A 26,084-nucleotide genomic window follows, 5' to 3' on the forward strand; every position below is an offset into this window, starting at 1 on the left:
TGATGCCAACACGCCGCCAATTCATGCACCATGTGGGCGCAGCCACCGCGCTCGGGGCCCTGGCGCCCTGGAGCGCCCTGGCGCAGACGATCGAGCAGGTGAAGATTTTCTACGGCTTTCCGGCCGGCAGCGCGGGCGACAGCGTCGCGCGGCGCGTGGGCGAGAAGCTGGCGGGCTCGGCCTACACACGCAATCCGGCCGTGGTGGAGAACAAGCCCGGCGCGGGGGGCCGCATCGCGCTGGAGTCGCTCAAGGGCGCGCCCGCGGATGGCAGCGTGCTCACGCTCTCGCCGTTTTCGTGCACGTCGATCTACCCGCACATCTACAGCAAGCTCAGCTACGACCCGGTGAAGGACTTCGTGCCCGTGTCCATCGGCGCGGTCATGCACCATGGCCTGGCCGTGGGCCCCCTGGTGCCGGCCTCGGTCAAGACCGTGAAGGACTACCTGGCGTGGGCCAAGGCCAACCCGGGCCAGGCCAACTACGGTTCGCCCGCTGCAGGCTCCACGCCGCACTTCATCGGCGCGCTGCTGGGGCTGAACAACGGTGTCGACCTCAAGCACGTGCCATACCGCGGCTCCATCCCCGGTGTGACGGATGTGGTGGGCGGACAGATCGCATCCATGGTCACCCCGAGCGGCGACTTCATCCCCAACCACAAGGCGGGCAAGCTGCGGCTGATCGCCACGTCCGGCCAGGCACGCTCGCCGTTCTCTCCCGAAGTGGCGACCTTTGCAGAGCAGGGCTTCCCCGAGCTCACGACGGAGGAATGGTTCGGTTTCTATGCCCCCGCCCGCACGCCGGCCAGCGTGGTGGCCGCCGCCAATGCGGCCATCAACCAGGCCATCAAGGAAAAGGCCGTGATCGACAGCCTGGCCGTCGTGGGCCTGATCGCCAAGGGGTCGACGCAGGCCGAGATGGCGGCATCCCAGCAGGCGGAGTTCGAGCGCTGGGGCCCGCTGGTCAAGAAGATCGGGTTCACGGCAGAGTCTTGAACAGGTCTTGACTCTCCCCTGGCTCGCTGCGCAACAACGACAAGGAAAATCTTCGATGGATTCGACAGTGAAGCGCGTGGCCGTGGTGGCCACCGGCGTCATCGGCGCCAGTTGGGCTGCCTACTTTCTGGCGCAGGGGCTGGATGTGGATGCGACCGACCCCGCGGAGGGCGCCGAGCAGCGGCTGCGCGATGCGGTGGCCCGGCACTGGCCCGCTCTGGAGCAGCAGGGTCTGGCACCCGATGCCAGCCTGGAGCGGCTGCGCTTTCACCCGCGGCTGGAAGATGCGCTGGCGCAGGCGGACTTCGTGCAGGAGAACGGGCCGGAGCGGGTGGACTTCAAGGCCGACCTGATGCGCCGCATCGACGCGGCCGCGCCGGCGCACGCCATCGTGGCGTCCAGCTCGTCGGGCCTGTCGGTGTCGGCCATGCAGGCCCGGTGCGCCCGGCCGGAACGCATCGTGCTCGGGCACCCGTTCAACCCGCCGCACATGATCCCGCTGGTCGAGGTGGGCGGCGGCGAGAAGACGTCGCCCGAGGCCATCGCCGCCGCGATGGCCTTCTACACCGCCATCGGCAAGCGCCCCATCCATGTGCGTCGCGAGATCCAGGGCCACATCGCCAACCGCCTGCAGGCCGCACTGTGGCGCGAGGCGTTCCACCTGGTGAATGAAGGCGTGGCCAGCGTGGCCGACATCGACACCGCCATCGCCCAGGGCCCCGGCCTGCGGTGGGCGCTGATGGGGCCTTTCATGAACCTGCACCTGTCCGGCGGCGACGGCGGCATGGCCCATCTGCTGGCCCACCTGGGCGGCCCCATCGAAGGCTGGTGGGACGACCTGGGCGCGCCGCGCATGACGCCCGAACTGCAGCGCCGCGTGGTCGAGGGCGTGGACCAGGCGCTCGGCGGGCGCACCCAGGCAGAGCTGGCGCAGGTGCGCGATGCCCTGCTCATCGGCCTGCTGCGTGCCAAGAGCGCATCCCCCGGGCTGGACACGCCGACCTGATGGGCCCGGCGCTCCCCATCACCAGCCTCACCACGACACCGAGAGAGAGACACCACGCCATGCACCCCGGATTCCTTGACGACGACACCCAGATCGCGCTGGCATTGACCACCCAGACCCGTGCGGACGACGGCTCGATCACGCTGCAGTCCCCCGTGCCGCTGGGCGACTATGCGCGCTGCATCGGCGAGTGGCTGGAGCACTGGTCGCGCGAGACGCCCGACGCGCCGGCCCTGGCCGAGCGCGATGACGAGGGCGAGCACTGGCGCCGCCTGACGTACGGCGAGTTGCGCCGTGCCGTGGGCGCCTTGGCGCAGTCGCTGCTGGACCTGAAGCTGCCGGCCGACCGCCCCGTGGCGATCCTGTCGGACAACGCGGTGGACCATGCGGTGCTCATGCTCGCGGCCATGCATGTGGGCCTGGCCTCGTGCTCGCTGTCCAGCGCCTACGCGCGCTCCAGGGACCCGGCGCGGCTGCACAGCATGCTCGCGGCCCTCGGGCCGTCGCTGGTCTACGCGTCCGACGCCCGGGCGTACGCGCCGGCCCTGGCGGGGTACGCATCGGACGCGCTGCAGGTGTTCAGCCGCCACGCCGACGAGGTGTCGGGCGCGCTGCCCTTTGCGCGGCTGCTGCAGGGGGTGGAGACGCCGGCCGTCCGCCAGGCGTTCGACGCCATCGCGCCCGATGGCCACGCCAAGTACCTGCTGACGTCGGGCTCCACCGGGCGGCCCAAGGTGGTCATCAACACCCACCGCATGCTCTGCGCCAACCAGCAGATGATGGCCCAGACCTGGCCCTTCCTGACCCGCGAAAAACCGGTGCTGGTGGACTGGCTGCCCTGGAGCCACACCTTCGGCGGCAACCACAACCTGAACATGGTGCTGTGCCACGGCGGCACGCTCTACATCGACGAAGGGCGGCCCGTGCCCGGGCTCATCGAGAAAACGGTGCGCAACCTGCGCGACGTGAAGCCCACGATGCTGTTCAACGTGCCGCGCGGCTTTGACATGCTGCTGCCCTTCCTCGAGGCGGACGAGCAGATGGCCGCCGAGGTCCTGTCGCGCATGCGGCTGGCGTTCTATGCGGCTGCGGCGCTCGCGCCGTCCACCTGGCAGCGGCTCGAAGCGCTGGCCCTGCGCGTGCGACCCGCGCAGCCGCTGTGGCTGACTACGTCCTGGGGCTCCACCGAGACGTCGCCCGCCGTCACCAGCGCGCACTGGCGGCTGGACAAGGCCGGCTGCATCGGCGCGCCGCTGCCCGGGCTCGCGCTCAAGCTCGTGCCCAATGGCAGCAAGCTCGAGATGCGGGTCAAGGGCGTGTCGGTCTTTCCGGGCTACCGCAACGCACCGGCCGAGACGGCGGCCGCGTTCGACAGCGAGGGCTTCTACCGCATCGGCGACGCCGGCTACCTGGTGGACCCCGAGCGGCCCGAGCGTGGCGTGGTCTTCAACGGGCGCGTGGCCGAGGACTTCAAGCTCTCCAGCGGCAGCTGGGTGTCGGTGGGCACGCTGCGCGTGGAGCTGATCTCGCAGCTCGCGCCGCTGGTGCAGGACATCGTGCTCACCGGCCACAACCACGACGAAGTGGGCATGCTGGTGTTCCCGTCGGCAGCGGGCGCGGCCGACCCCGCGAAGCTCACCGCCGCCCTGCAGGGCGTGATACGGGCCCGGCGCGACGCTGGCGCGGGCTCATCGCAGTGCCCCACACGCGCCCTGGTGCTGGCGCAGCCGCCCGATGCGGACAGCGGCGAGATCACCGACAAGGGCTACATCAACCAGGGCGCGGTGCTGACGCGCCGGGCCGCCGATGTGGCGCGGCTGCAGGCCAGCCCCATGGACGAGCAGGTCATCACCGCCTAGGGCTTTACGAACCAGGGCAGGTTCAAGTCCTTACAATATGAGAATCATTCTTATTAGCCACGGGCCTGTCCCCACTGCGCCCTCAGCCATCCCGGTCCCGAACCTGCCGCGTTCGGGCCGTCTTTTGTCAGGCTGCGTGCGCCGTGGTTGCCCACTATTACCAAGAACTGCTGAACTACTTTGCCCGCATGGTGCGCAGCCGCGACTCGGCGGCAGACCTGGTGCACGAGGCCTACGCGCGCGTGCTGGCGCTGCAGCGCAGCGGCGACGCCGTCGCCCAGCCCCGCGCGCTGCTGTACCGCACCGCGCGCAACCTGCTCATTGACCAGCACCGCCGCCATGTGGCGCGGGGCACGCTGCACACCGATGCCGACGACAGCCTGCCCGACGTTAGCGACCTGCCCGCGCCCGCCGTGTGCGAACCCGAGGCTGCTTTCATCTCCGCGCAAGGTGTGGCTTCGATGATCGCCACCATCGAATCGCTGCCGCTGCGTTGCCGCGAGGCGTTCATCCTGCACAAGTTCGACGGGCTGTCGCAGGCCGAGGTGGCCGCGCAGATGGGCATCTCGTGCAAGATGGTGGAGCAGCACATCCAGCGCGCCATGGTGGCCTGCCGCGCGTGCCGCGCCACCGCGCAGGGGGAGGACCAGCCATGAATGCGCAGCCCCCCATGCCAATGCCGGACGAAGCCAACGACCACATCGACGGTGAGGCCTTGGACTGGCTCGTGCGCAGCCAGGGCGCACCGGACGCCGCCACGCTGCAGGCCCTGCATTCGTGGCGCGACGCCGACCCGCGGCATGCGGCGGCGCTGGCGCGCTGGCAGCAGGAGTGGCGTGCGCTCGATGCACTGCCCGCAACGGCAGTCCGGCACCTGCGGGCCGGCTTGCTGCAGGACAAGGATCGTGCCGGCGCACCGGACCGCCCACGCGCGCGAGGTTGGAGTTGGAGCTGGGGTTGGGGGCAGGGCGCCGCCACGGTCGCATCGGTCTGCCTGGTGGCTGCCGCCACTGCCATGGGCTACCACCACTGGCAGCAGCAGCCCGTGTATGAGCAGGCCCTCGCGACCGGCCTGGGCCAGCAGTCCGAGGTGCACCTGCCCGACGGCAGCACCGTGCGCCTGGACACGAACACCCGCCTGGACGTCACCTTTCGCCGCCAGCGCCGCGAGGTGGTACTGCCCGAAGGCCAGGCCGTGTTCAAGGTGCAGGGCGATGCCGCGCGGCCGTTCGACGTGCTGGCGGGGTCCCTGCGCATCTCGGTGGTGGGCACCCGGTTTTCGGTGCGCTACACGCCCGGCGTGCCGGGCGACGCCGGTGTGCGCGTGGCGGTGGAAGAGGGCCGCGTGCGCGTGGCCCGCGCTGCCGACGCAGGGCCCGAGGTGGTGGAGTTGACCGCAGGCCAGCAGGTGAGCAGCGCTGCGGATGGCCGCCTGACCGCCATCGCCGCCGTGCCCGCTGCGGGCATTGCACCCTGGCGCGATGGGCGGGTGAGCTTCGACGACACGCCTTTGTCGCAGGCGCTGGCCGAGTTCGCCCGGTACGGCTCCACGCAGCTGGTGGTGCGCGACCCCGGCGTGGGCGCGCTGCGCCTGACCGGCACGTTCGACCCGCGGCGGCTCGATAACTTCACCCGGTCCCTGCCCAGTGTGCTGCCTGTGCAACTGCGCGCGCACGGCGCGGTCACCGAGATCGTGGCTGCTCCCCACCCTCAGCCTCAGTAGCCACCCCCGGTAGCGGCCGGCAGCAGGCCGTTGCTGGCCGTCCGCCGCCGGCGGATGGGTCTGCGCGCCTGTGGGCCCCGCGCGCCCCGCCTGCCCTGCACAGGGCCCCGCATCTTTTTTTCAAAAAACTTGGCCCACCGACCTAGGGGGATGGCTTCGGCCTGCGTCTACATGAGAAGGCGTCTTATTCAAAAATCCATTCCAACATCCGTTTCCAGGGAGATCTCTCACATGCCCCGCACCCGATTCCGGCCCGCCCCGCTGGCCCTGGCCGTCGCACTCAGCCTGGCGGCCATGGGCGCCAGCGCCCAGGTGGCGCCCGCCGCCGGGCAGCCCGCCGTGGCGCTCAGCATTGCCGCGCAGCCACTGGCCCAGGCGCTCAACGATCTGGCGCGCCAGTCACGCATGGAGCTCATGGTCCAGCCCGCGCTGGTGGCGGGGCGCTCGGCCCAGGCCGTGAACGGGTCGCTCACGGTGCGCGAGGCGCTGGACCGGCTGCTCGCGGGCTCGGGCCTGGTGGGCGTGATCGAAGGCACCAGCATCGTGGTGCGCAGGCCGCCCGCGGCGGCGTCATCTGGTGCTGCGGGTGCAGCGGGCGAGACCAGCCTGGCCGAAGTGCGGGTGCAGGCCCAGGCCGAGCCCAGCGCGCTCACCGAGCACAGCGGCTCCTACACCACGCGCCAGGCGGGCACGTCCACGCCGCTGGGCCTGTCGCTGCGCGAGACGCCCCAGTCGGTCAGCGTCATCACGCGCCAGCGCATGGAAGACCAGGGGCTGACGCAGCTGTCCGACGTGGTCGCGCAGACGCCCGGGCTGGTCTTCAGCCAGAGCGGCAACCAGGGCTCGGACACCTCGCCCATCTACTCGCGCGGCTTCTCTGTCAATACCTACATGATCGACGGCGTCCGCCAGACGGACTCCAACTATTCGAGCATCTTCCAGACCAACGACATGGCGATGTTCGACCGCGTGGAAGTGGTGCGCGGCGCCTCGGGCCTGATGAACGGCATCGGCACGCCGGGCGCGGCGATCAACATGATCCGCAAGCGGCCCACCGCCGACTTCCAGGCCTCGGTGCGGGCCGAGGCGGGCTCGTGGAACCATGTGCGGACCGAGGCGGACATCGCCGGGCCCATCAACGCGTCGGGCAGCGTGCGGGGCCGCCTGGTGGCCGCCGCGCAGGACAACGACTCCTACATCGACCGCCTGAAAGAGCGCAAGAAGCTGCTCTACGGCGCGGTCGAGGCCGACCTCACGGCGCAGACGCAGCTGTTCGCCGGCGCGTCGGTGCAGCACCACGACGCCACGGGCCACGCGCGCGGCGGCTTGCCGGCCTACTACTCCGACGGCACGCGCACGCAGTGGAGCCGCTCGGCTTCGGCCGCGCCGCCCTGGGCGTATTCCAAGCGCCACTACACCTCGGTGTTCGCGGCGCTGGAGCACCGCTTCAGCGACGACTGGAAGGTCAGGGCCACGGCCACCCGCACCAACAACTTCTACGACGAGCTGATCGGCTACGCCAGCGGCGGCGCGCCGGTGCGCGCGACGGGCGCGGGTGTCACGCTGTGGGCGGGCCGCTGGAGCGCCACGCCGCGCCAGGACAGCCTGGACGTGCAGACCACGGGCCGCTTCGACCTGCTGGGGCGCAAGCACGACGTGGCCTTCGGTGCGCAGATGTCGCGCACCAGCTACGACGCGCCGTCGTACACCAACTGGACGCACGCGGGCTGGAGCAGTGCCATCGGCAACATCTTCACCTGGGACGGCACTTCGCCCGCCGCGCCGCCCAACCCCAGCATCGGCCGCAACACCTCGGACGAACGCCTGAACAGCGCCTATGCCACCGTGCGCTTCAAGCCCACGGACGCGCTGGCCGTGCTGGCCGGCGCGCGCGTGGTGGACTGGAGCCGCGCGCAGACCAGCACCCGCTTTTCCACCGGCGCCACCACCGCCAACAACCGCTACGAAAGCGGCGAGGTGACCCCGTACCTGGGCCTGGTCTACGACATCGACCGCAACTGGTCGGCCTATACCAGCTTCACCACCATCTTCACGCCGCAAAGCCTGCGCCTGGCCAACGGCGACTACATGGACCCGCAGACGGGCGACAGCTTCGAGCTGGGCGTGAAGGGCGCGTTCCTGAACGACCGCCTCAACGTCTCGGGCGCCATCTACAAGGCGCGGCAGGACAACCTGGGCGTGGCCATTCCCAACGTGTTCGCGCCGGACGGCAGCCAGGCGTACGAGGCCGTCTCGGGCACCAGCACGCGCGGCTTCGAGGTCGAGGCCACGGGCGAGGTGCGCCCGGGCTGGCAGGTCGCGGCGGGCTTCTCGCGCAACCTCACACAGGACCGCCTGCGCACACGCCTGCTCACCGACGTGCCGCAGAACACGGCCAAGCTGTTCACCAGCTACCGCATCGCGGGCATCGGCAAGGGCCTGACCGTGGGCGGCGGCCTGCGCTGGCAAAACCAGATCTACCGCGACAACCAGGGCGCCGCGCGGGTGCGCTTCACGCAGCCGGCGTATGCGGTGGTCGACCTCATGGTGCGCTACGCCATCACCGACACGGTGGCCGTCACGGCCAACCTGCGCAACGCCCTCGACAAGGTGTACTACACCTCGGTCGGCAACTCGTACTACGGCGCGCCGCGCAGCCTGCAGGTGGCGGTGGACGTGCGGTTCTGATGCACCCCCTGAGTCGCTTTGCGCCTGCCCCCTGGAAGGGGGACGCTCCCAGCGCGGCGGGCCGGCCCTTGCGCGGGAGCCCTGGCCTGTGTTGCGCCAGTTTTACCGGCAGGGAGTGGTGCATGCCATCGCATCTCTGCAACCGGAGTGATCTGCCATGAAAGAGGGCTTTCGCCAGTGCATGGCCTGGCTGCACACCTGGGTCGGGCTGGTGGTGGGCTGGGTGCTGTTCTTCGTGTTCGTGACGGGCACGGTCGGCTACTTTGCGTATGAGATCGACCGGTGGATGCGCCCCGAGCTGCCCCTGGCGACCGATCCCGCGACGGTGGACCCGCACCGGGCGGTGGCGCTGGCGCAAGCCTACCTGCAGGCCAACGCGCCGCAGCCGTCGCAGGACTGGTCGGTGCAGCTGCCCGGCCAGCGCGGCAGCAGCGCACTGAGCGTGAGCTGGCGCGAGCCGCCCGCAGACGGCAAGCCCGGCGCGCGCGGCCGCTTCGTGCGCCGAACGCTCGACCCCGCCACGGGCCAGGCAGCCGCCGAGCCCGTGGTGCGCAAGACCGGCGGCGGCCACCTGCTGTACCGCATGCACTACATGCTGCACTACGTGCCGTACGACGTGGCGATCCGCCTGGTGGGCGTGTGCACCATGCTGATGCTCATGGCCGTGGTGACAGGGGTCATCACGCACAAGAAGATCTTCGTGGACTTCTTCACCTTCCGGCCGGGCAAGGGGCAGCGCTCGTGGCTGGACGCGCACAACATCATCAGCGTGACGGCGCTGCCGTTCTTTCTGATGATCACGTACAGCGGGCTGGTGTTCTTCCTGTTCCAGTACATGCCGGCGGGCCTGGCGGCCAGCCACTATGCGGGGAACGCGCAGGTGTTCTACGACGACCTGCTGCAGCGACCGGCCGCTGTGGATGCCACTGTTTCCGCGCAGCCGCTCACCGCTTTGGCGCCGCTGGTGGCCCGGGCCGAGGCGCAGTGGGGCGCGGGCCAGGTGGCGCGCGTGGGTGTGCAGCAGCCCGGGCGCGCCGATGCCGATGTGCAGCTGGTGCGCGTGGCGGGCGGGCAGATTGCCGGCAGCGACCGGCTGCGCTTTCATGCCCGCACGGGCGAGGCCCTGCCGCCCAAGGCCGAGGACGGCGCGGCCCGCGAGACGCAAGACGTCCTGCTGGCCCTGCACGAAGGCCGCTTTGCAGGGCCCGTGCTGCGCTGGCTGTACTTTGCGAGTGGCCTCTTGGGCTGCGCGATGATCGCCACCGGCCTCGTGCTCTGGACGGCCAAGCGCCGCGCCCAACAGGACAAGCGAGCCAAGGCGGGCGGCAAGCCCGAGTTCGGCTTTCGGCTGGTGGAGTGCCTGAACATCGGCACCGTGGCCGGCCTGCCCGTGGCCGTGGCCGCGTACTTCTGGGCCAACCGCCTGATCCCGGCGGACTTCGCCACCCGCCGCGAGTGGGAGGCACACGTGCTCTTCATCACCTGGGGCGTGCTGCTGCTGTACCCGGCCTTGCGCACGCCGCTGCGCGCGTGGCTCGAATCGCTGTGGCTGGCCGCCGCCGCCTTCGCGCTGCTGCCCCTGCTCAACGCACTGACCACCGACCGCCACCTGGGCGTCACCCTGCCTGCGGGCGACTGGGTGCTGGCCGGGTTCGACCTGACCATGCTGGCGCTGGGCGCCTGCCTTGCGGTCGCGGCCCGCCGCGTGCACCGCCGGCAGCGCGCTGCGGTGGCGCCCGCGCGCGCCCGTGGTGCCGTGGTCGCCGGTGCCGCCCTCTAGCGCGCCGCAGTGCTTCTTTCCCGTTTTTTTCTTTCTTCTTCTCGATTTTCAAAGGAGTCTCCATGTTCAAGAAAACCCTGCTCGCCGTCGCCCTGTCCGGCATCGCCCTGTCCGCCACTGCCCACCAGCTGTGGCTGGAGCGTGATGCCACCGGCCCGGTGCGTGTGTACGTGGGCGATGCCGACAGCGAGCACGACAAGGGCGCCGAAGTGGCCAAGCTGGCCGCCACCACCCAGGTCTTCACCACCGACCGCCGGCAAACCGCCAAACTCACCGCCAAGGAGGAATTCCTGGAGGCGGACGTGGCCGCTGCCGGCGACGTGCGCCTGTCCAACGACCAGGTCTGGAAGCCCTGGAAGGCCAAGGACGGCAGCTTCCAGGCCGCCGTGTTCAACGCGCGCGCCGGCCGCAGCGAGACGCAGGCCGTGCTCGACTACGAACTGGTGCCCGTCACGGCGGGTGGCAACACCTTCACGCTGGTGTTCAAGGGCCAGCCCGTGGCGAACAAGACCGTCACGGTGATCACGCCCGACAAGTGGACCAAGGGCTTCAAGACCGATGCGTCCGGCCGCGTCGACGTGCCGGTCAACGGCAAGGGCCGCTACGTGCTCGTCAGCACCCACGAGGCACCTGCCGTGGGCGATGTGGTCATTGCCGGCCAGAAGGTGGCCAAGCTGGGCTACACCACCACGCTGACCTTCGTCGCGCAGTAAGCCGCCATGGCCACCGCACACGCAGGCTCTGCCGCGCGCTACCGCTGCATGGTGGCCAGCCGCGCCCTGGCGGCGGCCCTGGGCGGCTATGCGCTGGCGTCGCTGTTCACCGCGGTGCTGGCCGTGGGGCTGCCCCGCGTGTCGGACACCAGCCGCGCCAGCGCGCTGCTCACGGCCACCCTGCTCAGCTTTGCGGTGTATGCGGCGGCGGTGATCTGGGCCTTCAGCGCACGCAGCGCGCTGCGCGCCTGGGCCGGGATCGCCGTGCCGTCGGCCGTGCTGGCCGCTGCGCTCTGGGCGCTGAAGGCGGGCGCATGACGGCGACGCTCTGGGCGGCACCGCTGGCCGCGCTCACGCTGTCGTTCAGCGGCATGGCGGGCCTGGCACTGGCCATGGACCGCCACCACGAACAGCTCACCGGCCGCAGCGAGGTGCCGCGCACGCGGCGCCGGGTGCTGCGCTGGGCGGGCAGCCTGCTGCTGGCGCTGTCCCTGGCCGCCTGCATCGGGGCCTGGGGCGCCACCGTGGGGCTGACCGCCTGGTGCGGCCTCCTCACGGCGGGCGGCCTGCTGGTGGGTGTGCTGCTGACCTACGCGCCGCACCTGGCGGTGCGGGTGTCGGCGGCCACGGTGCTGGTGGCGGGCGTGTGCCTTGTGGGGTCCGTTGGCGGGCTGTAGGCACCGGCGGCACCGTTTTTGGGGGCGTTGGCAAAAAAAGTCCCGAACAGCGTGCCCTTTTTTCCGTCTCGTTGGTCATAGGCAGCAGTGCAGTGCGCGGGCCCTGCAGCCTGCGCCGTTGGCGGCCTGCGTTTTTTTCATCTTCGTTTTTCGACCCAGCCATGTCTTCACTCTTTGCCTCACCTTCCGCCGCCGCCGGTGCCTTGCTTGCGCTGGCCGCCTGCGCCTGGGCGGGCCACGCCCATGCCGACTATGTGTGGCTGCAGCGCGACGGGGCCCAGGCCCGCGCCTACGCCGGCGAGCTGCCCCGCCGCAGCGCGGCGCTGCCCCCCCTCCAGGCGCCGCGCGCCTACCTGGCCGACGGCAAGGACCTGCCCGTGGCGCCGCAGGCCGGCCACATCGACATCACCGTGCCGGGCGGGGACGACCTGCGCCTGAGCACCTTGCACATCACCGGCCACGGCGCGGTCACCTACTACCAGGCCCGCAGCGGCCGCACCGAGACCCGCGCCGCCAACGACCTGGAGCTGGTGCCCACCACGCCGGGCGGCAACACCTTCAAGCTGGTGTGGAAGGGGCAGACCGTGGCGGCATCACAAGTGAACGTGGACACCAGCGCCGGCTGGCGCCGCACGCTGGCCTCGGCGGCCGACGGCACGGTGCAGCTGGAGACGCCATTCCCCGGCCTCTACGTGCTGGAGGTCAGCGCCAAGGTCAACGGCTCCGTCACCGTGGACGGCAAGAAATATGACGACGTGCGCCACACCGCCACGCTCAGCTTCGAGGTGCCCCGCTGATGGCCCCGACCCCACCCCATACACGCACCGCACGCACTGCACGCACGTTCCTCCGCGTGGGCGCCCTGGTGGTGCTGGCGGGTGCCATCGCCGCCGGCGCCTGGTGGTGGACGCGGCAGCCCGCCATGGTCTACGACACCGTGCCCGTGGCGCGCGGCGACATCGAGGCCACGGTCAGCGCCATCGGCACGCTGCAGCCGCGCCGCTATGTGGACGTGGGCGCGCAGGTGTCGGGGCAGATAACGCGCCTGCACGTGCAGCCCGGCACCGAGGTCAAGAAGGGCCAGTTGCTGGTGGAGATAGACCCCAGCGTGCAGCAGGCCACGGTGGACGGCGCGCGCGCCGCACTCGCCGGCCTGCGGGCGCAACTGGCCGAGCAGCAGGCCCAGCACCGCCTGGCCCAGCAGCAGCAGGCCCGCCAGCAGCAGATGGAGCGTGAAGGCGCCACGCGGCTGGAAGATTTGCAGACGGCAGAGGCCGCGCTCGCATCGGCCGCGGCGCGCATCGACCACCTCAAGGCGCAGATCGACCAGACCCAGGCGAGCCTGAAGGCCGACGAGGCGCGCCTGGGCTACACCCGCATCTACGCGCCCATGGCCGGCACCGTGGTGGCGCTGGAAGCGCGCGAGGGGCAGACCCTGAACGCCACCTACCAGACGCCCAACATCCTGCGCGTGGCCGACCTGTCGACCATGACGGTGTGGACCGAAGTCTCCGAGGCCGACATCCGCCGCGTGCGGGCCGGCCTGCCGGTGTACTTCACCACGCTGGGCGGGCAGGCCGACGCCGCCGCGCGCCGCTGGCGCAGCACCGTGCGCCAGGTGCTGCCCGCGCCGCCCACGCCCGAGGCCAAGGCCGCGGGCGGCGCCAACGCACAGGCCGCCGCGAGCAAGGCCGTGTCGTACACCGTACTGTTCGACGTGGACAACGCCGACGGCGAGCTGATGCCGCAGATGACCGCGCAGACCAGCTTCGTCACCGCGCAGGCGCAGGGCGTGATCGCCGTGCCGCTGTCGGCACTGGCAAGCCCTGCCAGCGCGGCCGACGGCAAGGCGGCTGGCGCCGAGGGCGACGGTGACAACGCTGGTGCCGGCGCTGGCGAGAAGGCCGCCGCAGCCACCCACCGCGCCCGCGTGCTGCGTGCCGATGGCGTGGTGGAGCAGCGCGCTGTCGTCGTGGCCGTGAAAAGCCGCCACCTGGCCGAGGTGCGATCGGGCCTGCAGGAGGGCGAGCAGCTGGTGACCGGCGAGCGCCCCGCGCGCAGCGGCCCGCAAAGGTTCAAGCTGTGACCGCAGGCGCCGGCATCCAACACGACACCCTGCACGGCGTCTTGCACGCCGCCCCGGGTGTGCCGCTGATCGAGCTGCGCGGCGTGCGCCGCCGCTACGGCGGTGGCGAGCAGCCCGAGGTGGAGGTGCTGCGTGGCATCTCGCTGTCCATCCACGCGGGCGAGTTCGTCGCCATCGTGGGCGCGTCGGGCTCGGGCAAGTCCACGCTGATGAACCTGCTCGGCTGCCTGGACAAGCCCAGCAGCGGCAGCTACCGCTTCCAGGGCGAAGACGTGGCGGGCTTCGACGCCGACCAGTTGGCTTGGCTGCGGCGCGAGGCCTTCGGCTTCGTCTTTCAGGGCTACCACCTGATCCGCGCCGAGTCGGCGTGCGAGAACGTCGAGGTGCCCGCCATCTACGCCGGCACCCCGCGCGAGGAGCGCACCCGCCGCGCAGCCGCACTGCTGTCGCGCCTGGGCCTGGCCGACAAGCTGCACCACCGGCCCACGCAGCTGTCGGGCGGGCAGCAGCAGCGCGTGTCGATTGCGCGGGCGCTGATGAACGGCGGCCGCATCATCCTGGCCGACGAGCCCACCGGCGCGCTGGACACCCACAGCGGCGCCGAGGTGATGGCGCTGCTGCACGAGCTGGCCGATGCGGGCCACACCATCGTGCTCATCACCCACGACCGCGAAGTGGCCGCCCAGGCGCGCCGCGTGATCGAGATCCGCGACGGCGAGATCGTGGCGGACAGCGGTGCGGTCGTGGCAGGCACGTTTGAAGAAAAAAATGCCTCTACCGCGCAACCAGCAAGCGCAAGCAGCTATAAAAATGGTAGCAAGCGTTCCGGCCGCGCTTTCTGGGCCGAATTGGCCGAGGCCGCCCGCTCGGCCTGGCGCGGCATGCGCATCAACCGCGCGCGCACCGGGCTCACGCTGCTGGGCATCGTGATCGGCGTGGCGTCGGTCATCGTGATGATGGGCGTGGGCGAGGGCGCCAAGCAGCGCGTGGTGGAGCAGATGGGCTCCATGGGCACGACCATCATGTACCTGGGCGCCAGCCACCCGCGCGAGGGCGGGCCGCAGGGCGAGATCACCGCAGAGGACCTGGAGGCCATCGCCCGCCTGCCCGAGATCGGCCACGTGATGCCCGTCATCGGCGACCCCATCCCCGTGCGCCACGGCAACGTCGAGCGGCAGATCTACGTGTTCGCCGCCAGCGAGGACATGCCCCGCGTGCACCACTGGAAGGTAGCCCAGGGCCGCTACTACACCGCCGCCGAAGACCGCGACCTGGCGCCGCTGGTGGTGCTGGGGCACAAGGCCAGCGCGCAGTTCTTTCCGGACCACCCGAACCCGCTGGGCCGCCACCTGCTGATCGGCAACGCGCCGTTCGAGGTGATCGGCGTGATGGCCGAGCGCGGCGCCGACTCGGGCGCGCAGAACTACGACGACATGGTGTTCATCCCCTACCAGTCGGGCCGCGCCCGCGTGTACCGCGTGCAGACCCAGCCCGACTACACCGTGGTCGCTGCCGCGTCGGTGGAGCAGGTGCAGGCGGCCGAGAAGGCCATGCACGCCCTGCTGCTGTCGCGCCACGGGCGCGAGGACTTTCGCATCGGCAACGCGGCGGCCAAGCTGCAGGCCGAGGCGCAGACGCGCAACGCCATGACCATGATGCTAGGCCTGATCGCGGCCGTGTCGCTGGTGGTGGGCGGCATCGGAGTGATGAACGTGATGCTGATGACGGTGCGCGAGCGCACGCGCGAGATCGGCATCCGCATGGCCACCGGCGCGCGGCAGGGCGACATCCTGCGCCAGTTCCTCACCGAGGCCGTGCTCGTCACGCTGGTGGGCGGCGCGGCGGGCCTGGCCATCGGCCTGGCCGTGGGCGCGGCGCTCATCGTGTCGGGCGTGCCCGTGATCTTCTCGCTCACCGCCATGGGCGGTGCCTTTGCCTGCGCCGTGGCCACGGGCCTGGTGTTCGGCTACATGCCCGCCCGCCGCGCCGCCGGGCTCGACCCCGTGGTGGCCCTGGCTTCCGAATGATTGTGATGGTTGGTATGCGCACTTGTATTGCCTCTGTGTCCTGTCTTGCCGCCGGTGTGCTGCTTCTCAGTGGCTGCGCCGCGGTGCAGCCGCCGCCTGAAGATGCCGCTGCAGCACCCGCCTTGCCCGTGCACTGGGCCAGCCCGGTGCCGCCCGCGCAGGGGGTGGCGACGGGTGTCTCCGTGCTCGGTGTCGCAGAGCTCGACGCGCTCATCCACGCCGCCCACGCGCAGAGCCCGGACCTCGCCGCCGCCATCGCGCGGGTGCAGCAGGCCGATGCCGTGGCGCGGTCCGCTGGCGCCAGCCTGCTGCCTGCCGTGACCGGCACGCTCGACGCCCGCCGCCAGGCCCGTGCCGGCGGGCAGGCCGAGGTGGCCGGCAACCAGATCGGCGCCGGGCTGGCCGCAAGCTACGAGCTCGATGCCTGGGGCCGCCTGGGTGCCGAGCGGACCAGCGCCCAGGCCCTGCGCACGGCCAGCGTGCACGACCGGGGCGCGGTGCAGATCACGCTGACGGCTGCGGTGGCGCAGGCCTGGCTGCAACTGTTGGGCGGGCGCGAGCGCCTGGCGATTGCCGGGCTGAACCTGCACAGCGCCGAGCGCGTGCTGGCCGTGGTCGAGTCGCGCGCGCGCGCCGGGGCCGCCACGCAGCTGGAGCTGGCGCAGCAGCGCGGCCTGGTGGCCACGCAGCGGCAGGTGCTGGAGGCACGGCGCCAGCAGGTGTCGGGCGCGCACACGGTGCTGGCCGCGCTGCTGGGCCAGGCGCAGTGGCCGGTGGTGCAGGCCAGCGCGCTGCCCACCACGCAGGCGCTGGCGCCCGCTGCCGGATCGCCCGCCGACCTGCTGGTGCGGCGGCCCGACATCGCGCGGGCCGAGGCGCGGCTTCAGGCCGCCCACGCCGACGTGGCCGCGGCCCGCGCGGCGCTGCTGCCGCGCATCAGCCTGAGCGCCAGCCTGGGCACCGGGGGCAGCAACCTGCCGCGCGTGTTCGACAACCCGCTCTACAGCCTGGCCGCCGCGTTGGCGGCGCCCATCTTCAACGGCGGGCGCCTGGCCGCCGACCGCGATGCGGCCCAGGCACGGCAGGCCGAGCTGCTGGCGCAGTACCGCGCCAGCATCGTGGCGGCCGTGAGCGACGTGGAGCAAGCCCTGCAGGCCGTGGCGGGCACGCAGGCCCAGCGCATGGCGCAGGCACAGGTGGTGCAGCAGGCGCAGCAGGCGGCTACCCTGGCGCAGTCGCGCTACCGCGCCGGGGCCGAGACGCTGCTCACGCTGGTGGATGCGCAGCGTACCCTCTATGCCGCGCAGGACATGGCGGCCCAGCTGCACCAGGCCGAATGGCAGGCGCAGGTGGCGCTGTACCGCGCGCTGGGCGGGGGCTGGCAGCCCGATGCCGACGCTGGCGTGCGCCGCGTGGCCGTCATGGCGCAGCCATGAACGCAAGCATCAATGAGCCCGTGACCATGCTGCAGCGCCTGCGCACGGCGGGCCTGCGCCCCACCACGGCGCGCATCGGCGTGCTGCAGGTGATCCACTCCGCGGGCAGCGCGGGCATGGGTGCGGACGAGGCTTTTCACCAGATGCTGCTGCGCGGCACGCACGTGAGCACCAGCACGGTGTACCGCATCATCCACGAGCTGCAGGCCCTGGGCGTGCTGCTGCACGACCGCAGCGACCGGCGCCACACGGTGTATCGCCTGCGGCCCTTTGCACCGCCGCCGTCGGCCGACGTGCGCATTGCCTGCCGCCGGTGCGAGCGCTCGGCCACGCTGCCCGGCGCACAGTTGCGCAACGAGCTGGAGCTGCGCGCGGCCGAGGTGGGCCTGCGGCCGCTGGTGGCGGGCCTGGTGCTGCAGGTGGACTGCCTGGGCTGCGACGGCGCCACGGGGCACTGCCAGCCCAACTGAGTCCACCGGAGCGCAATTGAGCCGCCCAAAGAAAAAGGACCAGACGCCCGGAGGCATCTGGTCCTTGTCGCTGGGGAGCGCGGGCTGATTTATCAGGCCGTTGCGTCCTTGAGCTTCTTCAGCGCGCGGGTCTTGATCTTCACCGCGGCGGGCTTGGCGGGGAACCAGCGCTCTTCACCGGTGAAAGGGTCCTTGCCGAAGCGCTTCTTCTTGGCGGGAATCTGCTGCAGGCCGATCTTCATGAGGCCGGGCAGCGTGAATTCGCCGGAACCCTTCTTGTGCACGGAGCCCAGGATGGTCGCTTCCAGCGCGGCCAGCACGGCCTTGGTGGCCTTGGGTTCCACGCCAGCCTGCTCGGCCAGGTGGGCGATCAGCGTGGTCTTGTTGAAGGCCGTCTTGATCGGCTTGATGCCCACGGCGACCGGCTTGGCCACGGGGGCGGCGGCCTTCTTCGCTGCTGGAGCGGCGGCTTTCTTCGCGGGTGCCGCTGCCTTCTTGGCGGCGGGTGCTGCCTTCTTCGCAGCAGCTGGAGCTGCCGCCTTGACGGTCTTCTTTGCGGGCGCTGGGGTTTTCTTTGCAGTTGCCATGATGATGATTCTTCTTTGCTTCAGAGTTGCAGTGTGCCTCCCCCCATTGAAGGGAAGGTGCGCAATTTTAGGTGCGACTGCGGCACACCCCGCAAATGTGAAGACCCGCCTGCGCCAGAGGCTTCTGAAACAGCGGGTGAAAGGCATGCCCGAAGCGGTGCCGGTGGGGCCGGCCGCATGCCCGCCGCCGCCGCGTGCGGGCGCTGCCGCGGGCCGCCGTCAGCGGTGTGCCGGCGTCTGGTGGCGCTGGCGCCACTGGTGGTAGCGCTGGCGCTGGAGCGCCAGCAGCTCCACCAGGCCCCAGGCCAGCGCGCAGCCGAGGGTGCCGCACAGCACGGCCAGGCGGCGCACTTCAGTCCTGCGCCGTGGCTGCTGCGTCTTCATGCGCCCATCCATCGGTGCGGGGCAGGTCGAAGCTCGGCCAGCCGGGGGCATCGAAGAGTTCATCCAGCAGCCGCTGCAGTCCGAGCCATCTCCAGAGCATGATCGTGTGCCTCTTTGAACAGGTTGTCTGCGGGCAAGTTAACGCGCTTGTGTGACAGTTCCGCGTCGTTTCGCTGAATTCATACAGGGCGCGCGATGGCGTTGCCGGTGCCTGCGGGCCGGGCATATGCTCGCTCTTCGTTGCACTGCCGCCCTGTCGCCCGGTTTCGCGCCACCCTTGCCACCCACCATGAACACGCTGCCCGAGTTGCTGGCGCTCGAAAAGATCATCGAACTCGGTGCGTCCCACTTGCAGGTGCGGGTGGTGCGGCAGGTGCAGACGGCCTCGGGCCACTGCTTTCCGATCCATGCCATTGGCCTGGGCAATCCGGCGCCGGACGTTCCGGCGGTCGGGTTCTTCGGTGGCGTGCATGGCCTGGAGCGCATCGGCGCCGAGGTGGTCCTGGCCTACCTGCAGAACGTGGTGATGCGGCTGCAGTGGGACACCACGCTGCACCGCCAGCTCGAGCACATGCGCATGGTCTTCATGCCCATCGTCAATCCGGGCGGCATGTGGGCCGCCACGCGCGCCAATCCGCGCGGCGTGGACCTGATGCGCAACGCGCCGGTGGACGCCACCGACCGGGTACCGCCGTGGATCGGCGGGCAGCGGGTGAGCGCGGGGCTTCCCTGGTACCGGGGGCGCGCGGGCGATGCCATGGAGCCGGAAAGCCAGGCCCTGTGCGAGGTGGCGTCCGAGGAGCTGCTGGCGCGGCCTTTCAGCATCGCCATCGACTGCCATTCGGGATTTGGCGCCCGGGACCGCCTGTGGTTCCCGTTTGCCCACACGCGCAAGCCCATCGCGCACCTGGCCGAGCTGCACGCGCTGCAGGAGATCTTCCTGCAGGCCCACAGCCACCACCCGTACGTCATCGAGCCGCAGAGCGCGCAGTACCTGGCGCACGGCGACCTGTGGGACCACCTGTACCTGCAGGCCTGCCGCGACGTGCCCGCGCACACGTTCCTGCCGCTGACGCTGGAGATGGGCTCCTGGCTGTGGATCAAGAAGAACCCGCGCCAGCTGTTCTCGCGCAATGGCATCTTCAACCCGCTCATCGACCACCGGCAGCAGCGCGTGCTGCGGCGCCATCTGTCGCTGCTCGATTTCCTGGCCCGCGCGGCCTGCAGCCACGGGCGCTGGGTGCCCGCACCGGGGCAGCGCGCGCAGCGCAGGGCGGATGCCCTGGCCGCGTGGTACTGAAGGCCTGCGCCCATGCGCCAGTGGATCTTGCTCAGGGGCCTGGCGCGGGAGTCCGCCCACTGGGGGGACTTCCTGGCGGATTTCGAGCGTGCCTTGCCACGGGACCGGGTGCTGCCGCTCGACCTGCCCGGCAACGGCCAGCTCCACCGCCAGCCTTCGCCGCTGTCGGTGCCCGCCATGGTGCGGGCGTGCCGCGAGGCGCTGGCCGGGCGCGGCATCGCGCCGCCCTACCACCTGCTGGCCGTGTCGCTGGGAGCCATGGTGGCGACCGAGTGGGCGCGGGTGGCCCCCGCGGAGGTGGCGGGCTGCGTGCTGATCAACACGAGCTTTCGCCCTTTCAGCCCCTTCTATCACCGCCTGCGGCCGCGCAACTACGCGGCGCTGCTGCGCCTGGCGCTGTGGGGCGGCGCGCCGCAACAGATCGAGCAGGTGGTCTTGCGCCTGACCAGCAACAGCGCGCCTGAGCGCCAGCAGGTGGTGCGGGACTGGGCCGCCGTGCGCGCGCGCCGCCCGGTGCGGGCCGCCAATGCGCTGCGCCAGCTGGTGGCGGCGGCCCGCTACCGTGCGCCCCGGGTGGGGCCCGTGGCGCGCATTCTGCTGCTGGCGAGCCACGGGGACGGCCTGGTGCGCAGCCAGTGCTCGCAGGCCGTGGCCAGCGCGTGGCGGGTGCCCGTGGTGCTGCACCCCCGCGCAGGGCACGATCTGCCGCTGGACGACCCGCGCTGGGTCATCCGGCAGGTCCAGGACTGGCTGGCGGAAATCGACGGGGCGCGCTGACGCGGGCCGCCCTGGCGGGCGCGGCCTGCATCCGGTGTGCGCGGCGCCCGCGCGTGCCGTCAGGGCGCGGGCAGTCCGCCCTGGGCCACCAGCGCGCGGTACCACTCCTGGTACCCCGCGCTGCTGGGGTGCAGTCCGTCGGCGGCATTCAAGGTGTCCCGCCGGGACACGAAGGGGTCCTGGTCCCGGGGCCTGAGCAGGCGCACGTAGTGCGCGCCGTGGTCCGCGGCGGCCTCCTGCGCCAGGGCGTGCAGGCGCTTCGAACGGCGCGACATGACCCAAGACAGCGGCGGCGCGAAGAACGGTGCATGGCCCACGTCGCCGCAGGGCATGAGCACCACGCGGCGCCCTTTCTGCAGGGCCAGCGACATGGTCCTTTGCAGCTCGGCGCGCAGCGTGTCCGCGGGCGTGAAGCGGATCACGTCGTTCCCGCCCGCGAGCACGAGCACCATGTCGTAGCCACCGTCCGCGCGCTCCAGCTGCGCGGCCACGTCGGCAAACCGTGCGCCATTGGCCGCCAGGTTGTCGATGCGCCACCGCGGGTGCTGCTGGCCGATCAGGCCCGGCAGGCTTTGCGCGGGCGTGCTGGCCCCGGTGCCGACGGCGGTGCTGTCGCCCACGACCAGCAGGCGTTTGTCCGGCTGGGCGGGGTGTGCGGTGAAGGGCCGCGCGCCACGGGCCAGCTCCGCCACCGTCCAGATGCGCCATGGCGCACAGGCGGTGGCCAGCAACGCGCCCGCGGCCATGGCCGCGATGGTGGCCAGGCGGCGCGTGGAGAGATGCAGGGCAGGGCGGGGCGTGCGGTTCATGGCGGTGGCGGTGTGGTGCATGCAGCCTACCGGCGCGCCTGGGGTGCGGGCGTCGGCGCCAGCGCGCCCGGGGCGTAGGACGGCGCGCCCGGCGCCGGGGTGGGCCGCTGCGCGCGGGCCCGCGCCTATTTATTTGTCTATTGCCTGAAGACCACGGCTTCCAGCGCCATCGCCCGGATCGACCCGGCCGCCGCGTCGGCCTGCGCGCGGCTTTCGTAGGGCCCCACGCGGACACGGATGCGGCGGCCCTTGGCGCTGTTCAGCTCCTGGCGGAAGGCCGGCAGCCCTTCGTTGAGCAGCCGGGCCTGGGCCTTGCGGGCGTTGGCTTCGTCGGCAAAGAGCCCCACGTTGATGTAGTAGCCCGCCGCGGTGCCCACGGTGGGCAGGGTGGTGGAGGCCGCTGGAGCAGCGGTTGGGGCGGGTGGTGCCTTGGCCGCCTTGGAAGGCTTCGCGGTGGAGGCCGCGCGGCTTGCTGGCTCGGCGGCGGGCGCCGGTGTGCTGGCCGCGCCGGGTGCTGCCTTGACCGGGGATTTGGAGGTGGCCTTGGTGGCCGGCGCGGAGACTGGCGCGCTGGCGGCCGGCGGCGCCGTGGGGGCCGTGGGTACGGAAGGGCTCGCGGTGGCGGGCGCTGCCTGGGTGGCCGGTGGCGGGGTTTTGCCTGCCGGCGCGGCCGCTGGTGCCCCGGGCGGTGCCGCCGCCGTGGACGCGGCACCGGTGGCGGGGGGCGCCGCCGTCGCCGCGGCGGCGGAGGTGCTCGGCATGGGGGCCGAGGCAGCGGGCGTGGATGCAGGTACCGGTGCCGGTGCGGGGGCGGGCGCTGGTGCTGGTGCTGGTGCTGGTGCAGAAGACGCCGCCGCGCCGGGCCTGGACGCGGCTGTCGCGGTGGCCTGGGCGACGGTCACCGCCGGTTCCAGTGCCAGGGGCCTGGTGGCCGAAGGGGCCCAGGCCAGGTAGGCCAGCGCCGCCGCGGCCGCCAGCACCAGGTTGGCCAGCACCAGCGCCTGCAGCCGCTTGCGCGAGCTGGCCTGCTTCTCCAGCAGCGCGCTGGCCTCGGGCAGGGTGCGGGAGGCGGCCAGGGCGCGCGCCACCCGCTTGCGGATGTCGGCATACAGGATGGCGTTGCCATACAGGCCGGGCACCGCGAAGGCCAGGACGGCGAAGGCGCCCAGCACCCCCAGTTCCACGCCCGGCGGCCACTGCAGGAAGGAGCGGCCGACGCCGAACACGATCAGCGCCAGCCCCTCGGCGGCCGCCACGTAGACCAGCGCGGCGCTCCACAACTGGCGAAACAGCATCCAGTTGAGCGTGGCCAGGCACGCGGCCCAGTTCCAGGTGGTGGTGGTGCGGCCGGTGTTGTCAAAGCGCTCGAAGACGGCCAGGTAGTACGCGGTGTTCACGGGCCCCAGCGCCAGCCGGGAGAGCGCCGTCATGGCGTTGTCGGACGGTGAATCGAGCGACATGGCCGGGATGATGGAGGCGACAGGATCCGTGTGGTCGAGCATGGGCCGATTCTGTCATGGGCCGGTGTTGGCGCCACAGGGCCTGCGCGCGCGCTTGGCGCGGCTGCAGCGCCGCCGGGCCCGCGCCGCGCGCCGGCGCCCCTGCGCGCATGCGGCGGGCCCCAGGATCGGGCCTTGAATGAGCCGCTAGCGCTTGTCTGTCAAGCGCTGGAAGCTATTAAAAATATAGCAACCTTGCCGGGCCCCGTGGGTCAGGCGCCGCGCACCATGGCCATGATCTTGCCCGCATCCAGCGTGGCGGCCTTCTGCTGGATCTGCGGCAGGTACTGCGACTGCATCTGCTTGGCCGGGCCCAGCAGGTTCTGAAAGCTGTCGCGCAGCATGGCGGTGCTCATCACCCGGCCGCCCGCGTAGTAGCGCTTGGCCACCTGGCCCAGCGCATACGTGGTGGCAAACGAAAACGCCATGCCGGTGGCCGCGCTGCCTACGCCTCCAATGGTGCGGCCCGCCACCTTGCCCAGCAGGCCGCCGAGCAGCTTGCGGCCAAACTGCTCCAGGTACTGCGACGTCATGCCCACGCCCGCCGCGGCGATGAACTCCTTGATGTGGCCCTGGTCCAGCTCCACGCCGTGCGCCTTGCCGATGCCGTAGACCATCTTCACCTGCATCGGGATGATGGCCATCGACGCCCACGACTGCGGCAGCAGCTCCAGAGCGCCGTTGAGCATCGCGTAGTTCAGGATGGACTTGTCCAGCTCGGCATCGCCCGGGCCTGCGGGTGCGGGCACCGGCACGGATGCAGACGACGAAGAAGAAGGCGCCGACGCGGCGGCTGCATAGGCCGCAGCACCGGTGGCAGCACCCGCCACCCCCCAGGGCACGGCCGAGGGTGGCGCCTTCTCGGCCACATCCACCAGCGCATCGGCCTCGTGCTCGAAGGCGGCGGTCTGCTGCGCGCCCAACTGCAGCGCGGACTTGAGCGTGGCCAGGAACTGCGCCTCCGCCGGCGTCTGGCGGCCGTCCACGTCGCACACGCACACCGCCATCTCGTAGGCCAGCTGGCGGTGGCCGGGGTCGGTCAGCGCGGCGGCGGCGGCCTGCACCGTGGTGCGCTTGAGCAGCACGTCCTGGTAGATGCGCGGCAGGTCGGCCATGCCGCTGTCGCTCGCCAGCGACTGGGCGATGCGGCGGATCTCTTCACGCTCGGCGTCGTCCTTGGTGCCGTCCGCAAACGCGGCCAGCAAGGCGATGGTGAGAATGGATTTTTGCTGTTCTGGAGTCATGGGGTGCGGGCCTGCAAGGCCGTGAAATGGAGGGGGGCTGGCACGCTGCCCGTGCCAGAAGGCGGTGGGGCGGCGTGCGGAGTCAGGTGCAGTCTAGGGTGCGCGCTTTCAACGCCACGGCTTGTGGGGAATTGCGGGCATCTGGTAACCAGGTGCATCGCGGCGCCGGCTGCCAGCCCTGCGGCCCACCCGGGTTTCCCCTTGCGTAGTGGAGCGACTGTGCGCCCGGGCCTCTCTTGCGTACAGTGGCTGTCTCATGGCAAGGAGGCAAGGCATGCGGCAAGCGGCGACGACCAGCAGGGCAAGCAATACAAGCGGTACGGGCAGTACGGGCAGTACGGGCAGTACCGGCAGTACCAGTAGGGCAGGTACCACCACCCCCGGCGCGCGGGGCGTCCGATGAACATCGCCCACCTGCTGCGCCGCAGCGCGCAACTGCATGCCCACCAGCCCGCCGTGCTGCACGGCGACCGTGTGCTCTTCGACTACCAAACGCTGGGCGCACGCACCGCCGCGCTGGCCGCCAGCCTGCGTACACGCTACGGCGTGTTGCCCGGCGACCGCGTGGCCATCTACGCCGCCAATGCGCCCGAGTACCTGGAGGCGCTGCACGCCATCGTGTGGGCCGGCGCCGTGTCCGTGCCCGTCAACTATAAGCTGCACGCCAAGGAGCTGGCCTACGTGCTGGCCGACTCCGGTGCGCGCGTGGCGCTGGTGTCCGAGGCCCTGCACCCCGCCGCGCGCGAGGCCGGCGCAGACCCTGCAGCCACCCTGCTGCTGGGCTGCGCCGCCTACGATGCAGCCGTGCAGCACGATGCGCCCATGCCCGTGCACGACCGCGCCCCGGAGGACGTGGCGTCGCTGTTCTACACATCGGGCACCACGGGCCGGCCCAAGGGCGTGATGCAGACGCACCGCAACCTGCTGGCCATGACGGCCTGCTACTTCACCGACGTGGACGACGTGCTGCCCGGCGACGCCATGGTCTACGCCGCGCCCATGTCGCACGGCGCGGGTCTGTACAACTACGCCCAGGTGCTGCGCGGCGGGCGGCACGTGGTGCCGGTGTCCGGCGGCTTCGACCCCGCCGAGCTGGTGCAGCTGGCCGCATCGGTGGGCCAGCTCACCCTGTTTGCCGCGCCCACCATGGTGCACCGCCTGGTGGACCACGTGCGCGCTGCGGGTGCCGACGTATCGGGCTTCAAAACGATCATCTACGGCGGCGGCCCCATGTATGCCGACGACCTGCGCGCCGCCATGGCCGTGATGGGCGACGATCGCTTCGTGCAGATCTACGGCCAGGGGGAAAGCCCCATGACCATCACCGCGCTGTCACGCGCGCACCTGGCCGACACCACCCACCCCCGCTGGGCCGACCGCATGGCCTCGGTCGGCGTGGCGCAGTCGCTGGTGGAGGTGCGCGTGGTCGACGCCCAAGGCCAGCCCATGCCCGCCGGCGACACCGGCGAGGTGCTGGTGCGCGGCGACACCGTCATGCCCGGCTACTGGAACAACCCCGACGCGACGGCCCGCACGCTGCAGGCCGGCTGGCTGCACACGGGTGACCTGGGCGCGCTGGATGCCGATGGCTTTCTGACCCTGAAGGACCGGTCGAAGGACGTGATCATCTCCGGCGGCAGCAACATCTACCCGCGCGAGGTGGAAGAGGTGTTGCTGCTGCACCCCCAGGTCCGCGAGGTGGCCGTGGTGGGGCAGCGCGATGCTGAGTGGGGCGAGGTGGTGGTGGCCTACCTGGTGGCGGGCGAGGGCGGGCCGGTGGAGGATGCGTTGCTGGACGCGCTGTGCGGGGAACACATCGCGCGGTTCAAGCGGCCGAAGGTGTATCGGTGGGTGGAAGGGTTGCCGAAGAACAGCTACGGCAAGGTGTTGAAGACGGAACTGCGTGGGTAGCCGCGTCGTATGCGGTGGCAATGAAGCACCGGTTCATCGCTGCTCTCCATGCGCCTATTCAGCCAAATATGCGCCACTTGTGGGCGGTTCCGTTGCGGTCCTACAAGCGGTGG

24 protein-coding genes are annotated in these 26,084 nt (G+C 71.3%); 18 read left to right on the plus strand and 6 right to left on the minus strand.

Annotated features, from left to right (window positions below; genetic code table 11):
- The first annotated feature begins 2 nt into the window (after window positions 1–2).
- The 15 genes from AC07OC_RS17450 (at window position 3) to AC07OC_RS17520 (ending at window position 17,460) form a co-directional block, all read left to right on the plus strand.
- A complete protein-coding gene (locus AC07OC_RS17450; RefSeq protein WP_369643796.1) occupies window positions 3–995 on the plus strand; it encodes a Bug family tripartite tricarboxylate transporter substrate binding protein in 993 nt (330 codons plus the stop codon).
- 55 nt (window positions 996–1,050) lie between these two features.
- Entirely contained in the window at window positions 1,051–2,001 is a 951-nt protein-coding gene (locus AC07OC_RS17455; RefSeq protein ID WP_494601825.1) for a 3-hydroxyacyl-CoA dehydrogenase NAD-binding domain-containing protein, read from the plus strand.
- Between the two features lie 59 nt (window positions 2,002–2,060).
- Complete coding sequence (locus tag AC07OC_RS17460) at window positions 2,061–3,860, plus strand: feruloyl-CoA synthase (protein WP_218339732.1); 1,800 nt, start codon at window positions 2,061–2,063, stop codon at window positions 3,858–3,860.
- Window positions 3,861–4,003: 143 nt separating this feature from the next.
- The gene (locus AC07OC_RS17465) at window positions 4,004–4,516 is read left to right on the plus strand and encodes an RNA polymerase sigma factor (protein WP_218339731.1); all 513 of its coding nucleotides are present in this window, start codon (window positions 4,004–4,006) and stop codon (window positions 4,514–4,516) included.
- Entirely contained in the window at window positions 4,513–5,583 is a 1,071-nt protein-coding gene (locus AC07OC_RS17470) for a FecR family protein (RefSeq protein WP_255591041.1), read from the plus strand. Before AC07OC_RS17465 ends, AC07OC_RS17470 begins: the two co-directional genes overlap by 4 nt.
- 231 nt (window positions 5,584–5,814) lie before the next feature.
- Window positions 5,815–8,271 carry a TonB-dependent siderophore receptor gene (locus tag AC07OC_RS17475; RefSeq protein ID WP_494601828.1) on the plus strand — a complete coding sequence of 819 codons (2,457 nt, stop codon included), beginning with the start codon at window positions 5,815–5,817 and terminating at the stop codon, window positions 8,269–8,271.
- A gap of 157 nt (window positions 8,272–8,428) precedes the next feature.
- The gene (locus AC07OC_RS17480) at window positions 8,429–10,051 is read left to right on the plus strand and encodes a PepSY-associated TM helix domain-containing protein (protein WP_218339729.1); all 1,623 of its coding nucleotides are present in this window, start codon (window positions 8,429–8,431) and stop codon (window positions 10,049–10,051) included.
- A gap of 62 nt (window positions 10,052–10,113) precedes the next feature.
- Window positions 10,114–10,764, plus strand: a complete 651-nt coding sequence (locus AC07OC_RS17485; RefSeq protein ID WP_218339728.1) for a DUF4198 domain-containing protein — start codon at window positions 10,114–10,116, stop codon at window positions 10,762–10,764.
- Window positions 10,765–10,770: 6 nt separating this feature from the next.
- A complete protein-coding gene (locus AC07OC_RS17490) occupies window positions 10,771–11,082 on the plus strand; it encodes a DUF3649 domain-containing protein (RefSeq protein WP_218339727.1) in 312 nt (103 codons plus the stop codon).
- Window positions 11,079–11,441, plus strand: coding sequence for a DUF3325 domain-containing protein (locus AC07OC_RS17495; protein ID WP_218339726.1), 363 nt, complete (start codon window positions 11,079–11,081; stop codon window positions 11,439–11,441). The genes AC07OC_RS17490 and AC07OC_RS17495 overlap by 4 nt, the downstream gene beginning before the upstream one ends.
- A 161-nt stretch (window positions 11,442–11,602) precedes the next feature.
- Window positions 11,603–12,238, plus strand: coding sequence for a hypothetical protein (locus AC07OC_RS17500; protein WP_218339725.1), 636 nt, complete (start codon window positions 11,603–11,605; stop codon window positions 12,236–12,238).
- Window positions 12,238–13,527, plus strand: coding sequence for an efflux RND transporter periplasmic adaptor subunit (locus tag AC07OC_RS17505; protein WP_218339724.1), 1,290 nt, complete (start codon window positions 12,238–12,240; stop codon window positions 13,525–13,527). The genes AC07OC_RS17500 and AC07OC_RS17505 overlap by 1 nt, the downstream gene beginning before the upstream one ends.
- Window positions 13,528–13,568: 41 nt before the next feature.
- Window positions 13,569–15,554 (plus strand): MacB family efflux pump subunit, encoded by a 1,986-nt coding sequence (locus AC07OC_RS17510; protein WP_255591069.1) that lies wholly within the window; start codon window positions 13,569–13,571, stop codon window positions 15,552–15,554.
- Window positions 15,555–15,610: 56 nt separating this feature from the next.
- On the plus strand, window positions 15,611–16,990 hold the full coding sequence (locus AC07OC_RS17515; RefSeq protein ID WP_370627775.1) for an efflux transporter outer membrane subunit: 1,380 nt from the start codon (window positions 15,611–15,613) through the stop codon (window positions 16,988–16,990).
- A complete protein-coding gene (locus AC07OC_RS17520; RefSeq protein WP_218296111.1) occupies window positions 16,987–17,460 on the plus strand; it encodes a transcriptional repressor in 474 nt (157 codons plus the stop codon). Before AC07OC_RS17515 ends, AC07OC_RS17520 begins: the two co-directional genes overlap by 4 nt.
- Before the next feature lie 92 nt (window positions 17,461–17,552).
- Here the strand turns inward: AC07OC_RS17520 and AC07OC_RS17525 are convergent, their stop codons facing one another.
- The 3 genes from AC07OC_RS17525 to AC07OC_RS17535 form a co-directional block, all read right to left on the minus strand.
- The gene (locus tag AC07OC_RS17525; RefSeq protein WP_218296110.1) at window positions 17,553–18,047 is read right to left on the minus strand and encodes an HU family DNA-binding protein; all 495 of its coding nucleotides are present in this window, start codon (window positions 18,045–18,047) and stop codon (window positions 17,553–17,555) included.
- 219 nt (window positions 18,048–18,266) lie between these two features.
- On the minus strand, window positions 18,267–18,431 hold the full coding sequence (locus AC07OC_RS17530) for a hypothetical protein (RefSeq protein ID WP_218296109.1): 165 nt from the start codon (window positions 18,429–18,431) through the stop codon (window positions 18,267–18,269).
- Entirely contained in the window at window positions 18,400–18,531 is a 132-nt protein-coding gene (locus AC07OC_RS17535; RefSeq protein ID WP_255591040.1) for a hypothetical protein, read from the minus strand. The genes AC07OC_RS17530 and AC07OC_RS17535 overlap by 32 nt, the downstream gene beginning before the upstream one ends.
- A gap of 189 nt (window positions 18,532–18,720) precedes the next feature.
- On the opposite strand from AC07OC_RS17535, the gene AC07OC_RS17540 reads away from it, so the two are divergent.
- Entirely contained in the window at window positions 18,721–19,731 is a 1,011-nt protein-coding gene (locus AC07OC_RS17540) for a M14 family zinc carboxypeptidase (RefSeq protein ID WP_218339722.1), read from the plus strand.
- A 12-nt stretch (window positions 19,732–19,743) separates the two neighbouring features.
- Window positions 19,744–20,508 carry an alpha/beta fold hydrolase gene (locus AC07OC_RS17545; RefSeq protein WP_218339721.1) on the plus strand — a complete coding sequence of 255 codons (765 nt, stop codon included), beginning with the start codon at window positions 19,744–19,746 and terminating at the stop codon, window positions 20,506–20,508.
- A gap of 59 nt (window positions 20,509–20,567) precedes the next feature.
- On the opposite strand, the gene AC07OC_RS17550 is transcribed toward AC07OC_RS17545, so the two are convergent.
- The 3 genes from AC07OC_RS17550 to AC07OC_RS17560 form a co-directional block, all read right to left on the minus strand.
- Window positions 20,568–21,317, minus strand: a complete 750-nt coding sequence (locus AC07OC_RS17550) for an SGNH/GDSL hydrolase family protein (RefSeq protein WP_255591039.1) — start codon at window positions 21,315–21,317, stop codon at window positions 20,568–20,570.
- Window positions 21,318–21,454: 137 nt separating this feature from the next.
- Complete coding sequence (locus AC07OC_RS17555) at window positions 21,455–22,819, minus strand: SPOR domain-containing protein (protein WP_494601833.1); 1,365 nt, start codon at window positions 22,817–22,819, stop codon at window positions 21,455–21,457.
- A gap of 209 nt (window positions 22,820–23,028) precedes the next feature.
- Entirely contained in the window at window positions 23,029–24,060 is a 1,032-nt protein-coding gene (locus tag AC07OC_RS17560; RefSeq protein WP_494601835.1) for a YcjF family protein, read from the minus strand.
- 399 nt (window positions 24,061–24,459) lie between these two features.
- Between AC07OC_RS17560 and AC07OC_RS17565 the strand changes: the two genes are divergently transcribed.
- Window positions 24,460–25,971 carry an AMP-binding protein gene (locus tag AC07OC_RS17565; RefSeq protein ID WP_218339718.1) on the plus strand — a complete coding sequence of 504 codons (1,512 nt, stop codon included), beginning with the start codon at window positions 24,460–24,462 and terminating at the stop codon, window positions 25,969–25,971.
- Window positions 25,972–26,084 lie beyond the last annotated feature (113 nt).

It is taken from the genome of Acidovorax sp. GW821-FHT10E04, assembly GCF_059415185.1.